This window comes from Chitinophaga caseinilytica, from assembly GCF_038396765.1.
Taxonomy (GTDB): Bacteria; Bacteroidota; Bacteroidia; order Chitinophagales; family Chitinophagaceae; genus Chitinophaga; species Chitinophaga caseinilytica.
In genome coordinates, this window is sequence record NZ_CP150096.1 from 1,154,015 (window position 1) to 1,167,817 (window position 13,803).

Annotated in this window: 12 protein-coding genes, 1 pseudogene and 1 riboswitch; of the genes and pseudogenes, 3 read left to right on the forward strand and 10 right to left on the reverse strand. The window is 54.0% G+C overall.

Translation table 11 applies throughout. The features are described from left to right. Positions 1-34: 34 nt before the first annotated feature. The 7 genes and pseudogenes from thiH to thiS form a co-directional block, all read right to left on the reverse strand. Positions 35-1,153, reverse strand: coding sequence for a 2-iminoacetate synthase ThiH (thiH, locus tag WJU22_RS04950; RefSeq protein WP_341842155.1), 1,119 nt, complete (start codon positions 1,151-1,153; stop codon positions 35-37). Between the two features lie 3 nt (positions 1,154-1,156). After that, positions 1,157-1,951, reverse strand: a complete 795-nt coding sequence (locus WJU22_RS04955) for a thiazole synthase (protein ID WP_341842156.1) — start codon at positions 1,949-1,951, stop codon at positions 1,157-1,159. Continuing rightward, on the reverse strand, positions 1,936-2,550 hold the full coding sequence (locus WJU22_RS04960) for a thiamine phosphate synthase (RefSeq protein WP_423738234.1): 615 nt from the start codon (positions 2,548-2,550) through the stop codon (positions 1,936-1,938). Before WJU22_RS04960 ends, WJU22_RS04955 begins: the two co-directional genes overlap by 16 nt. Before the next feature lie 125 nt (positions 2,551-2,675). Beyond that, entirely contained in the window at positions 2,676-3,443 is a 768-nt protein-coding gene (locus tag WJU22_RS04965; RefSeq protein WP_341842158.1) for a hydroxymethylpyrimidine/phosphomethylpyrimidine kinase, read from the reverse strand. Then, entirely contained in the window at positions 3,428-4,090 is a 663-nt protein-coding gene (locus WJU22_RS04970) for a thiamine phosphate synthase (RefSeq protein ID WP_341842159.1), read from the reverse strand. The genes WJU22_RS04965 and WJU22_RS04970 overlap by 16 nt, the downstream gene beginning before the upstream one ends. A gap of 142 nt (positions 4,091-4,232) precedes the next feature. Next, positions 4,233-5,996: pseudogene (thiC, locus tag WJU22_RS04975) on the reverse strand (phosphomethylpyrimidine synthase ThiC); the annotation flags it as partial. Positions 5,997-6,724: 728 nt separating this feature from the next. Next, a complete protein-coding gene (gene thiS / locus WJU22_RS04980; RefSeq protein ID WP_126249216.1) occupies positions 6,725-6,928 on the reverse strand; it encodes a sulfur carrier protein ThiS in 204 nt (67 codons plus the stop codon). 50 nt (positions 6,929-6,978) lie between these two features. Further along, a riboswitch (TPP riboswitch) is annotated at positions 6,979-7,080 on the reverse strand. A gap of 273 nt (positions 7,081-7,353) precedes the next feature. On the opposite strand from thiS, the gene WJU22_RS04985 reads away from it, so the two are divergent. Further along, a complete protein-coding gene (locus WJU22_RS04985) occupies positions 7,354-7,842 on the forward strand; it encodes a lipocalin family protein (protein ID WP_341842161.1) in 489 nt (162 codons plus the stop codon). Between the two features lie 564 nt (positions 7,843-8,406). On the opposite strand, the gene WJU22_RS04990 is transcribed toward WJU22_RS04985, so the two are convergent. The 3 genes from WJU22_RS04990 to dnaN all read right to left on the reverse strand — a co-directional run bounded on the left by WJU22_RS04990 (position 8,407) and on the right by dnaN (position 10,949). Next, positions 8,407-8,661, reverse strand: coding sequence for a hypothetical protein (locus WJU22_RS04990; RefSeq protein ID WP_126249214.1), 255 nt, complete (start codon positions 8,659-8,661; stop codon positions 8,407-8,409). Positions 8,662-8,693: 32 nt separating this feature from the next. After that, positions 8,694-9,533, reverse strand: a complete 840-nt coding sequence (locus WJU22_RS04995) for a sterol desaturase family protein (RefSeq protein WP_341842162.1) — start codon at positions 9,531-9,533, stop codon at positions 8,694-8,696. A gap of 297 nt (positions 9,534-9,830) precedes the next feature. Continuing rightward, entirely contained in the window at positions 9,831-10,949 is a 1,119-nt protein-coding gene (dnaN, locus tag WJU22_RS05000; RefSeq protein WP_126246035.1) for a DNA polymerase III subunit beta, read from the reverse strand. Between the two features lie 288 nt (positions 10,950-11,237). On the opposite strand from dnaN, the gene WJU22_RS05005 reads away from it, so the two are divergent. Together WJU22_RS05005 and WJU22_RS05010 are read left to right on the forward strand one after the other, a co-directional pair. After that, positions 11,238-12,497: a pyridoxal phosphate-dependent aminotransferase gene (locus WJU22_RS05005; protein WP_341842163.1), complete on the forward strand. Its 1,260-nt coding sequence runs from the start codon at positions 11,238-11,240 to the stop codon at positions 12,495-12,497. A 697-nt stretch (positions 12,498-13,194) separates the two neighbouring features. Continuing rightward, on the forward strand, positions 13,195-13,803 hold the full coding sequence (locus WJU22_RS05010; RefSeq protein WP_341842164.1) for a TetR/AcrR family transcriptional regulator: 609 nt from the start codon (positions 13,195-13,197) through the stop codon (positions 13,801-13,803).

Genomic DNA, 13,803 nt, shown 5'->3' on the forward strand with positions numbered 1-13,803 from the left:
GATTGTCAAAGAAAATTGTCGACCGCCCCGCTTTTCACGCCCCAAAGTCGTCCCAATCCTTCCAGACAGGGCTGTAGCCGTGGCTTCTGATCATATCGGCCACCACGGCCGGACTGCGCTCGTCCGAAATCTCGAATTGCTCCAACGACGAAGGTGCTACCGCATAACCTCCCGGGTTGGTTTTGCTGCCGGCGCTCATGGTGGTGATCCCGAGCGGAACGAGGTGGTCGCGGAAGCGGGGGCTTTCGCGGGTGGAAAGGCTTAATTCCACGTCAGGGTTGAAAAGCCGGTAGGCGCAGATGAGTTGCAGCAGTTGGCGGTCGCTCATGATGGATTTTGGCGGCAACCCGCCAGAAAAGGGCCGCAGCCGCGGGAACGAAATGCTGTAGCGGGTTTGCCAGTACGTCCGCTGGAGGTAATCGAGGTGCAGCGCGGTGAAGAAACTGTCGGTCCGCCAGTCTTCCAGCCCGATCAGCACACCGAGCCCGATTTTATGGATGCCTGCCCGCCCGAGCCTGTCGGGTGTTTCAAGGCGCCATCCGAAGCTGGATTTCCGTCCTTTCGGGTGATGTTTTTTATAATCTTCTTCGTGATAGGTTTCCTGGTAAACGAGCACGGAATGCAGGCCCAGGGGTTTCAGCGCACGGTAATCTTCCTCTTCCATCGGCTGTACTTCGATCGATAACTGCGGGAAATGCTGTTTGAAAACGGGAAGCGCGCGTGAGAAATAGTCCATGCCCACGGTTTGCCAGGCTTCGCCGGTCACGAGCAACACATGTCCGAAACCCATGGCTTTTACTACATCTATTTCGCGGAGCATTTCGGCGCCAGTGAGGGTTTTGCGGCGAAGGGGGTTGTTCAGGCTGAAACCGCAGTACGTACAAATGTTCTGGCATTCGTTGGAAAGGTATACGGGTGCGTACAGCTGGATGGTTTTGCCGAAGCGTTGCTGTGTGAGTTGCATGCTGAGCGCGGCCATGCGTTCGAGGTAAGGCGCGGCGGCGGGAGACACGAGGGCCATGAAATCGTCTAGCCCGCGGCGGGGCTTGTTCAGGGCGTTTTCCACGTCGGCCGGCGTTTTGGCGTAGATAGCGTTTTTAACGGTGTCCCAATCGTACTGCCGGAAAATATTTTCGAAAGAATGTGTTTGCATCGTTTAGTTGGCTACGTTATTTTCCACTGTTTCATCCAGGAATGCGAGAACGGGACTGCTGGCTTGTGCGCGGGTGCCGGCGACGGGCAGTCCCGCGAGGTAGGCGCTCCTTCCCGCCTGAACTGCCGCTGCGAAAGCGGCGGCCATGGCCACGGGATTTCCGGCCACGGCGATGGCGGTGTTTACCAGCACGGCGTCTGCCCCTAGCTCCATGGCGGCGGCGGCGTGGCTGGGCGCGCCGATGCCCGCGTCTACCACTACCGGTACCTTGCTTTGTTCGATGATGATTTCGAGGAAATCTTTCGTGCGCAGGCCCCTGTTCGAGCCGATGGGCGCACCCAGGGGCATCACGGCTGCGGCCCCGGCAGATTCCAGGCGTTTGCAGAGCACCGGGTCGGCATGGATGTATGGCAATACGATGAAACCTTTGGCGGCGAGGGCTTCCGTAGCGGCGAGGGTTTCAATGGGGTCGGGCAAGAGGTAGCGAGGGTCTGGATGGATTTCCAGTTTCAACCAATTGGTTTCCAGTGCTTCGCGCGCAAGTTCGGCGGCGTACACGGCTTCGCGGGCGTTGCGGACGCCGGAGGTGTTGGGCAACAGCCGGAATTGCGGGTGACGGAGGTGTGCGAGGAGGTTGTCGGGTTGATGGCCGGCGTCTACGCGCTTGAGGGCAACGGTCACGAGTTGGGAGCCCGATGCGAGGAGGGCTTGTTCCATGACGGTGAGGTCGCCGAATTTTCCGGTGCCGGTGAAGAGGCGGCTGGTGAAGGCCTGGCCGGCGATTATGAGTTCGTCCATATGCTATCGAGGATTTGTTGCACGAGGGATTTTTTATCCGGTGCGTGGGTGATCAATCCGGATACGGCGATGCCGTAAACGCCGGTGTCGAGCAGCGCGGGAATGTCTGTTAGCAAAATGCCGCCGATGGCGATGATGGGCACGTTGGGCCGGGCGGCCATCAGTCTGTTGTAGCCGGCCAAACCGAGAACTGGACTGAGTTTTTCTTTGGTGGTCGTGAACCGGAAGGGGCCGTAACCGACGTAGTCTGCGCCTGCTGCGGCGTGAGCGAGCGCATCTTCGGGAGTATTGGCGGTGCCACCGATGATGGCCTGTGGCCCGGCGATGGCGCGGGCTTCGGCAACGGGCATATCCTGCAGTCCAACATGGACGCCATGTGCGCCAACGGCTTTTGCGATGTCGGGATGGTCGTTGATGGTGAGTGTTGCGCCGTATTGGCGGCAGATGTCCATGGCCTGGAATGCCGCGGCGGAAGCATCGCCGTTTTTCACGCGGAGCTGGATCCAGCGGCAGCCGGCTTCGCAGGCGGCGAGGATATTATCGGCGTGCGATGCGGTGGCCGTTTGTTGCGAAATGTAAAGTAGTCGTTCCAACTTCATCATGTTTTCGGAGAATTTCTCGGTTTTTGTAATCGGGCGGAATGTTTGAAACCCTGTTCAGCATTTGTTTTCAAGTGTGTTATGGTGACCTCCGATTTTCGGAGCACGAACACGCCCCTGATTTTTCAATCGGGAATTTGTCTAATATGCTTTCGTTCCGGCGCATGCCATCCTACCAGTTCCGGGCTGCTCACCAGGTAGCGGTAGGTGTAATCCTTTCCCGCGCTGCAGGCGGCTTCCAATGGTAGTCCGCTGGCTAAGGCGGCGGTGATGGCGGCAGAGAGCACGCAACCGGAGCCGTGCTTCGGGAAGGCGTTGCTGGCGACCGGGGCGAAGTCTGTTGCGGAATCCTGGTGAAAGAGGGTGTCTACACCGGGTTTCAAGGGCCGATGACCGCCTTTGAGCAGCACTGCACAATGTTGAGCCATTGCTTTGGCGCCGGTTTCGCCGTCGGGAAGGCCGCTCATGGCTACGGCTTCATCGTAGTTCGGTGTGAGCAATGTCAGCGAGGGAAGTACGGATGCCCAATGCGCGTGAATGGCGTTATGGAAAACATAACCGGCCGAGGCGCGCAGCACGGGGTCGAGCACGAATGCGATGCCGGGCCGAACGGCGCGCAGTGCGGCAATTACTTCCGCGATCGTTTCGGGGTGCGAAACGATGCCGATTTTACAGTAATCCACGGGGTATTGCTGCACGAGTGGCAATGCCTGTGCGATGATATTATCGGCGCTGATCCATTCTACACCGAGGAATTCGGAGTCGGTTTGAACGGTGAGCGCGGTGCAGACGCCGAGCCCGCGGAGGTGCCAGGCTTCGAAGGTTTTGATATCGGCGAGGAGGCCTGCTCCTCCCGAGGGGTCGAGGCCGGCGAGGCTCATGGCGTATGGCATGGTGAGTGGGGTTTAAATGGGTGAATTGAATTTTTTGAGGAAGGCCATGCGGTTATCAAAGTGGAAATTATTTCGCCCATGCGATGGGGTTCCTTCCAGGCAGCGCCCAATACGGCTGCGCCGCAGAACCCTTTTGCGCGGGCTTCCGCGACATTCCCTGCATGCATTCCGCCGATGGCGATGGCGTTCGGAGGGATCGACTGGTAGGGCCGCGCATTGTAGCCGGGTTTGGATATACTGTCGAACACGGGGCCCATCAGCACGAAATCGAATCCGGACATGTCCGTTGAATCGTGATGAATGGAAGTGCTGACCCATTTGCCGGCCTCGCGGAGTTTCCGGATTTCGTAGGGCGCAGTTTTAGCGCGGGCTTCTTCGCTGAGGTGAACGCCTTTCAGCATAAACGTTTCCACCAGCGAAGGGAAAGTAGCCACGATCACTTTGGCGTGATATTGACTGGGTAGGCGCTCCAGCCACTTTCCGTAGTCGCTTTCGTTCCAGCCGGGTTTACGGAGCAGGAGGGTTTCCAATCCGGCTTCGAACGCGGATTGGATGACCTCGTGTTCAGACGGCATTTGGCCGGGCGATTCGGGGAACGGTGGTGTGCGCCCTTCCTGATGACGAGGAGCTACCTGATGCTCAGGCATCGAATGTCCGTTCGATTCAGGGAACGGTGTAGTTAACCTTTCCTGATCTCGGTGCATTTCCGGCAAAGGAAACTCCGGAGCTGTGATGAGCCAGATCATGCGTAGATCTCCCCTCCCTGGCGGTGAAATCTTTTGATTTTTCGGCCATGGCCGCCTCCCTTTCTGCGTGCTCGCGGACTTCCTGCGAAATCTTCATGGAGCAGAACTGCGGCCCGCACATGGAGCAGAAATGTGCCACCTTCGCGCCTTCCGCCGGAAGCGTGGCGTCGTGGTAACTGCGGGCAGTGTCGGGGTCGAGGGATAGGTTGAACTGGTCTTCCCAACGGAACTCGAAGCGCGCCTGGCTGAGGGCGTTGTCCCGATGCTGCGCGCCCGGGTGCCCTTTCGCCAGGTCTGCCGCATGCGCCGCCAGTTTGTATGTGATCACGCCCTGTTTTACGTCTTCCCGGTCAGGGAGGCCCAGGTGTTCCTTCGGCGTAACATAACACAGCATGGCCGTGCCGTACCAGCCGATCATAGCCGCGCCGATAGCGGAAGTAATATGGTCGTATCCCGGGGCGATGTCGGTAGTGAGGGGGCCGAGCGTATAGAAAGGCGCTTCGTGGCAATGCTCCAGCTGTTTGTCCATGTTCTCTTTGATGAGGTGCATGGGCACGTGCCCCGGGCCTTCGATCATTACCTGCACATCCTGCTTCCAGGCGCGGTGGGTCAGTTCGCCGAGGGTTTCCAGTTCGCCGAACTGTGCTGCATCGTTGGCATCGGCGATGGAGCCGGGACGGAGGCCGTCGCCCAGCGAGAACGAGACGTCGTACGCCTTCATGATTTCGCAGATCTCGTCGAAATGCGTGTAGAGGAAGTTTTCCTGGTGATGGGCGAGGCACCATTTCGCCATGATGGAGCCCCCGCGCGAAACGATGCCCGTCATTCTTTTGGCGGTCAACGGAACATAGCGGAGCAGCACACCGGCATGGATCGTGAAATAATCGACGCCCTGCTCGGCCTGTTCGATCAGTGTGTCGCGGAAGATTTCCCAGGTGAGGGCTTCGGCTTTGCCGTTCACTTTTTCCAGCGCCTGGTAAATAGGGACGGTCCCGAGCGGGACAGGACAGTTCCGGATGATCCATTCGCGGGTTTCATGGATGTTTTTGCCGGTACTGAGGTCCATGATGGTGTCTGCGCCCCATCGACAAGCCCATACCGCCTTTTCCACCTCTTCTTCGATAGATGAGCTGACGGCGGAATTACCGATGTTGGCGTTGATTTTAACGAGGAAGTTGCGCCCGATGATCATGGGTTCACTTTCCGGATGATTGATGTTGGCGGGGATGATGGCCCTGCCCGCGGCGATTTCGCTGCGGATGAACTCCGGTGTTATTAGCTTGGGCGCATTGCCTGTGCCGCGATGTTGTTGCCAGAGCGGATCTCCTTCCCGGAAAGCGACGTCGGCCCGTTGATTTTCCCGGATGGCGATGTATTCCATTTCAGGCGTAATGATGCCTTTGCGGGCGTAGTGCAGTTGGGTGACGTTGGCGCCGGCACGCGCCTTGCGCGGCAACGGCGGTTCCCCCGTGCGGAGGTGCGCCAGGGCCGGATCGGCGAGGCGTGCACGGCCGTAGTCGGAAGTCAATGCCGATAGTATGTCGACGTCTCCCCTTTCGTCGATCCAGTTTTCGCGGAAACGGGGCAGTCCTTTCGCGGGGTCTATGAAAATGGAAGGGTCTGTATAGGGGCCGCTGGTATCGTACACGGTAACGGAAGGATTAGGTGTGGAAACGCCCTGACGGCCATGAGCGCGCGTGTCTGTCTGGGAGATTTCGCGCATGGCTACTTGAATGTCTGGCCTGGAACCCTCGACATAAATCTTCTGTGAGGCCGGAAAAGGCGTGCGGGTAATACGGTGTTGCATGTTGAAAAAGATAAAAGGTTACGAATGGGCATGAAGAGGGCCTTACGTCCCGGAAGGGCGCAAAAGCTCGTTCGGCTCCTTGTGATAAGCGCGGATGCCGTTAAAAAATAATTGATGTGCCGTGATCAGCGATTCGGGCCGCTACGCCGGAAGCGTTGTTGCGCCTTCGTCTTTGTTGGTTGACGATGACAACGTGGATTCCTGTGTAATTCAGCGATGGTGGCTTGCTTCTTTGGAAAGCAACCTTGCGGTAGCCGGTGGTTATTACCAACAATGGCGCGTATTCATGTCTGGTCTGCCAGATAATTCGCTGCAATTGAAGCAATCCCGTTCTCCGTTTCCAATGTGAGCGGTAATGATGATGGATTTCCGGCGTACACCAGCGATCGAGATATGAAGCATTGCCTTATAAACCAGCTCATGCAGTTCGGATGCAGGAATCGACATTTCGCATCGTTGGTGATAATTCCGTCTTCCGCCCAACTGGTTTTGGATGTAGGAAATCACTGTCCGAGCGCCGCTGCCGGGAATTCTTGCTATCCAACTCATGGTGTTCGGATACAGAAATCGACATTTCGCATCATTGGTGATAATTCCGCTTTCTGCCCAATTGGGGTTAGATGAGGGAAATCACTGTCCGCGCCGTTGCTGCCCGGATTTCCTATTACCCACCTCATGTGTATTGGATTAGGAATTCAATACCTCGCGCATCGCTGATACGGTCCCCATTATCCACCCTGAGTGGCCTGGATGATGGTCACCTGATCGTCTGGTACAAGCAGGGTACTGGGCCAATCTGGCCTGGGTATGACCCTTCGGTTCACCGCTACGGCGATACCTTTGCCGGTTGAAAGCTGAATAAACTGTAAGAGCGCAGTAACGGAGGTTTCCGGCTGCACCGCATAAAGTTTATTGTTTACAAGCACTTCCATGTTTGCAAGGAATTTAAGTGAAACAATAAACTTTAAGGATGTGAGAGAAGGAGTTCAGTATTACTTTTCCCTACGGCAGTGTGAACTGCATCAGGTACTGAGGGTATCATCTCAGTTTTCCCGTTTCCGGGAAAACACCCCTAAAGTGATTACAAATCTAAGCGTTGATGAAACAATTTCCAAATGCATCCCGATCCGACAGCTTTTGCGGGTTAACTGCTTATCTTTTGTAAGGGGATCATCTGCAGCATTTCAGCGGAATAACCGTCGTTGAAAGTTCCCTGTTGCGGCGGGGCCGGTAGTCTCGAAAAATATTCCGCCCAATATCCTCGCAGGTAGAAATCCTGCACGGATTATTCGCGCCATCGAGACACAACCACCTGTTTAGCATTATCTTTGATATGATATAGTAAACAACCATTCGTATGACCCGTATCCTCCTGCCAGCGATCCTCCTCCTCGCCGCCGCGTGCAACAACGGCGAAGGTGAAGCGCATAAAGACAGTGTAGCCGTTACCGGAAGCGACACCATCTTCATCGAACGGCCGCTGGAACCCGCCGTGGCATTGGATTCGGTTCATATCGACTCCTCCCTCGTGCCCGGCCGCTGGGTACAGCCCGCCGAAGGGGTAGACACCCTCCTCCTCGGGTTTCAACTCAAAAAAGGCGGCAAAGCCTCCTCCATCCAGCTGGAATCCCTCAAATACCAATCCTGGAGCCTCCATAAAGACACCCTCCTCCTCCACGGCCTCGCCGGATACTCCAAAGCCGACACCACCTTCCTGCAGACAGACACCCTCCTCATCCGGGAACTCTCCGATACCGCCCTCCGCGTCCACCCCGTAAACGCCGCAGAAGGCCATATCGAAACCTTCAAACGACAAACCTCCACTTCCACCAAAAAACGCCGGTAACCACGAGCTTCATCCCCGGAAACATCACGTCAGCAAGCTTTCTGCAGATTCCACCAAAAACATTTCACCGGAAATTCCTCCCCGCGGGTTTTAGGGCGAAGTAACGCAAATCTGTTTGCGCAGCGGAACGATAAAAAGTCAGGAAACCCAAGCCGGTCCACCCCGAGCAATGCACGGTGGAATTCGATGGATCCGCTATGGTAAAGGTTTTCGGGTGAAGTAAGCCGCGCCTGGCAGCAGGAATTCACGAATTTGGGGCAACAGAACGCAAAAGCAAAAACAGCCCATTCCGACGAAATTCCGCCGAAAATTCTCCGTTTGCTCGTAAAAGGAATGAAATTCATCCGCCGGCTACCTTTCCAGGTGGCGACTGCATCATCAGCGTTGTTTCATGGATATCGGGATAGGAGGACCGGCCTTTCGGGTTACACAGGGTCGCTTCGGCCAGGGAGTCAACAGGATAGTAACGCAAGTTCCCCGTTCAGGATTCGGGAGGTTCTTCATCAGGCGGGTATGGTTTTCACCATCGCCTAAGAGAGGAACTTGCGGTCCAGCTTACGCTGTTTACAGGTTATACATTTGCCAGATCCCGATCGCAGTGGCTACGATCGCCAAAAACAAACCGGCAACGGTCATCTGCAATTCATCAATATTCTTGCGGGCAATAACGGCCGAAACCACGCAAAGCGTAACCCCCGCCGAGCCCATGTAAACCGATGCTTCGGGCGATTTAGTGATGAAAGCGAACGCAGCGGCAACTACGCCGATGAAAATGGATGCAAAACCTGCAATCTTGGGCAGACTTGTTGGGTGGTGCATTGTGTACGAATTATAAGTGATCAAAAAATTGGCTATTGGTGCAATCCTGTCTGTTGATGCTGCGGGTCCGCGACCGGCACATCTTCCCACGGTGTCTTCAGCAAGGGCCCGATCTGCTGATATCGTTCATCCAGGTACTCATCCAACCCATAACGAAGGCGGGTCGTATCTTTCACGGTCACGAACGTGCCAAATAGGCGGTCCCAGATAGAAAATATATTGGCGTAATTCGAATCGGTCTCCCGTTGATAACGACTGTGGTGCACCTTGTGCATGTCCGGCGAAACGATCACCCAGCTCAGCGCCCTGTCCACCGCTTGCGGCAAATGGATATTGGCGTGGTTGAACTGGCTCATGAAAGCGGAGAGCGACTGGTAAAACATCACCATCCACATCGGTACGCCCATCGTGAAAATCGCCAACAGCAACGCGCCCACTCTGAAAACACTCTCCACCGGGTGATGCCGCAGGGCCGTGGTGGCATCTACCGCCGTGTCTGTATGGTGGATTTTGTGGAAATGCCACATCCACGCGGTTTTGTGTTGCACCCAATGCACCAGCCAGGCCCCGATGAAATCCATCATCATCACCGCCAGCAGGCAATGCAGCCAAACCGGCATCCCGAAGAGGTACAACAGCCCGAAAGGCTCGCTGGCCGTCCAGTCAGACACTTTTACGATCAGAAAAGCGAATCCCAGGTTTACCAGCGCCGTCGTCAGCGTGAAAAACAGGTTCGTCCCCGCATGTTTGAACCGGTTATTCCGGAACCGCATCCTCGGGATCACGCCTTCGATCACCCAGAGGAGCACCAGCCCAGCCACCAGCATCGCGGTGCGGTAGTGAGATGGGATATGTTCGAAAAACTCCATCATTCATACCAGCGTTTCAGGTCGTGTAAGCGGATCAGTTATGAATTCTTACGGTTGTTATCACTTAGAAATTACGACATTTTGCCCAATAGTGGCGGGTTTCAGCCCATATATTTCTTACGGCTGAAGGAAGGTTTTCATTCATAGATTTATTTATATAACAAGAAAAAATTAAGCGTGGAGGGAAAATGGGGTTTGGGACAAGAATGCCGGAATTGTTTAATATATAATGGTTTTCCATGGGAAATAAAAAAGCCGCCTTTTAACGGGCGGCTTTTTCTATGCGGATTCGTTCGATGATCAATTGTTCATCAGCAGGGGCATCACCAGCATGAGCAGGTCTTCCTCTTCGGCTTTTTCTACCGGACGGAGGATGCCGGCCTTGGTAGGCGCGCTCAGGTCGATGGTGATTTCGTCTCCCTCCGCTGCGTGCAGCATTTCGATGAGGAATTTGGCGTTGAAAGCGATCTGCATATCCTCGCCGCTGTACTGGCAGCTCATGCGCTCGTTACCTTCGAAAGAGAAGTCCACATCCTGTGCGGAAAGCTGCAGCTCGGAGCCGCTGATGCTCAGCGCCACCTGGTTGGTGCTCTTGTTGGCGAACACGCTCACCCGCTTCAGGGCGTTCTGGAAATCGCTTTTCACGAGGGTGAGGCGATACGGATTGTCTTTCGGGATCACGACTTTATAATCGGGGAAACGCGCGTCGATCAGGCGGCAGATCATTTGTGCGTTCTCGTGGGAAACGAAGAAGTGGTTGCTGCTGTACGCGATGCGGATCTCGCTTTCGTTATCGGGAATAGCGGATTTCAGCAGGTTCAGCGGCTTTTTGGGAACGATGAAAGTATCGTCCTGCGGGCATTTCACGTCTGTCCGAACGTACTTTACCAGCCGGTGCGCGTCAGTAGCCACGAAGGTGATATTATCCGGGTGGAGCTCGAAGAACACGCCGGTCATCTGCGGGCGGAGGTCGTCGTTGCTAACGGCGAACAGCGTTTTGTTGATGGCCGTGAGCAGTGCGGAGGAGATCATGGTGAAATTGGTGGCGTCTTCTGCCGCGGGCTCTTTCGGGAAGTTCTCCGGGTTTTCGCCCATCACCTTGTATTTACCGTTGTCGGAAGTGATTTCGACAGCGAAGGAGTTGAGATCGATGTTGAAGGTCAGCGGTTGATCGGGCAGGTTCTTCAGGGAATCCATGAGGATCTTGGCCGGGATACAGATGCGGCCGCTTTCCTTGGCCTCTACCTCCAGTTTCACCTTCATCACGGTTTCCAGGTCGGTGGCCACAACGGTCAGCTCATTCTTTTCGATCTGGAAAAGAAAATCTTCGAGAATGGGCAGCACGGTGTTGGAGTTGATCACGCCGCTGATCTGTTGCAATTGTTTCAGTAAAGTGGAGGAAGAAACGATAAACTTCATAAGGTTACTTAATAATTGTTGCAAATGTAAGGCAAACAAAGATAGAAAGTTTCGCCAATGATCCACCTCCGGCTTTTCCACATCGCATGGCAACAAACAAAAATGCGAAAGACGAACGCTGCTTGTCAAAAATGCAGTTAATTCGACATTTCTTGAATAAATATCCGAGAAAAAGCCTGTATATTGAAAATATTGAAAACAATGTGCCGGTTCTTTTAAATTATTGTCAAATCGGTTAATTTTGCGGGCGCAAAAAACATCATTTCATTAAAATCAAAATCAAGGGATATGAAACTGTCTCATTTAGCCGAAACGCTGATAGGTTCCGAAATAATCAAACTTGCAGGAGAGATCAAGGAAAAGCAGGCTAAGGGTGAAAAGATCTATAATTTCACCATTGGCGATTTCGATCCCAAGGTTTTCCCCATCCCCCTGGAGTTCGAAAACGAAATCTGCCAGGCATACCGGGATAAATACACCAACTATCCTCCGGCAGACGGTATCCTGGAGCTCCGCAAAGCGGTAGGCCAGTTTATCAGCGAGCGTGAGGGCCTCGATTACGACCCCATGAGCGAGATCGTGATCTCCTGCGGCGGCCGCCCCATCATTTACGCTACTTACCGCACCATCGTTGACCGCGGCGAGAAAGTGATCTACGCCACCCCGTCCTGGAACAACAACCACTACACCCACTTCCTGGAAGGCGAGCACGTGGTGCTCGAAACCAAAGTGGAAAACGACTTCATGCCTACCGCGGCCGAGCTGAAGCCCCTCCTCAAAGGCGCTACCCTCCTCGCCCTCTGCTCTCCCCAGAACCCGACCGGCACCACCTTCGCCAAAAAGCAACTGGAAGAGATCTGCGACATGGTACTGGAAGAAAATAAAAGCCGCTCCGCTGATGAAAAACCCCTCTACGTACTGTTCGACCAGATGTACTGGGTGCTCACCTTCGGCGATACGCAGCACTACAACCCCGTTTCCCTCCGTCCGGAAATGAAGGACTACACCATCTTCATCGACGGTATGTCCAAAGCTTTCGCCGGAACCGGCGTGCGCGTGGGTTGGGCCCTCGGTCCCAAGCACGTGATGAGCAAAATGAAATCCATCCTTTCCCACGTTGGCGCCTGGAGCCCCATGGCAGAACAGAAAGCCGCGGCCAAGTACCTCGTGCAGAAAGAAAACGTCGATAAATACCTCGCTCACTTCAAAGGCGAAGTGGAAGAACGCCTCGTGAAAATCTACGAAGGGTTCGACGCGCTGAAGAAAGCCGGCCACGCCGTAGACGCCATCGCTCCCCAGGCAGCGATTTACCTGACCATCAAGCTCGACCTGAAAGGCAAAACCACTGCCGACGGGAAAGTGCTGGAAGACCAGGGCGCCGTTACCAGCTACATCCTCGACGAAGCGAAACTGGCGGTAGTTCCGTTCTACGCGTTCGGGTCCGACCGTACTTCTCCCTGGTATCGCCTGAGCGTCGGTACCTGCGTGAAGGAAGAGATCCCCGCGATGCTGAGCGCCCTCAAAGCTGCGCTTGAGAAACTGAAATAAGCCACACCGTATATAATGGTAACAATACCCGGCCCCGGTGCGCTCCGCACCGGGGCCGTTTCTTTATAGCCCCCGCCCCGCTTTAGTGTGACACGCAAAGTATTGAAAATCAATTACTCTTAACTTTCCCTGATATAGCCAACCTGCATGTTAGATAGGCTTTCATGCAGCTTAAACCGCTATTATTGACGTTTTTACACAAATATATTTAATGCGTAATTGTGGAAAATTGAAGGAACGATGGATAGGTTTTTCCCGGAAATTGGGAGTTCCTCCTGAACGTCCGCTTAAAATTCACAGCACCTGCCAAAGAAATCCAATTGAAAATCAGCCCGTTTTGTCGGGTAAAATATTTTAAAGGATAGGCAGCCCCATATCGTTATGCATCGCCTCAAATCGCCTAAAACCCTATTAATTACACTTTTACACAAAAGATTTTAATGCGTAATTTAAAAAGCTTCTTTTGTGTAAATTAGCCATTAATATAATAAGTTGTTGATTATCAATTTATATTGATTTTCGCCCCATTTCCGTCCAATTCATCCTCAACCACTTGCAGCCCCTTCAAACCCAGGAAACTCCCTAAACTCCCATCTGTCACCAAATCGTTAAAAATGCGTTAAATGGTCAACTGTGCTTACTAAATTCAATAGAAGTTTCTAATTTTGACTTTGTAACTAAAAAAGTCAGAAAGTTAATGTTGACTGAAAACAGGGATGAAACAAGGGAACGCATCATCGATGCGGCACTGAAACGGTTCACGTATTATGGCGCCTCCAAAACGACCATGAACGAAATCGCGGAAGACCTCCATTGCTCCAAAGCATCCCTGTATTACTATTTCCCCGACAAACAGGCACTGCACGTAGCCGTGCTCGAAAAAGCCGGGGAAACCTATTTCCACGATCTCCAGGAAAAAGCCGACCAGGCCGCAACCGCCCGCCAGGCATTCATGGAGCTCATCGCCACCAGGCACGAATTCGCCCGCAGGTTTTGCCGGCTCGAATTGTTTAAAGTGTTGAAAGACAAACACCTGGTACGGATCGCGAACAAAGCCTTCGAAGCCGCGCGCGACCGGGAAATAGGCATCATCACAAACATCATCGAAAAAGGCGTCGACCGTGGAGAAATGGTAAGCGCAGACCCGGCAAAGGTCGCCGCCTTGTATATGCATGCTATGATCGGCTTGCGCCTGTCACTGGTTAGCAAGGATTTAAGTGAAGAGATCAGTGACGAGGAATTTGAAAGGGTGCGGGAGTGGCAGGTGCAACTGGCCGACATATTCATCAATTCATTAAAAAAGTAA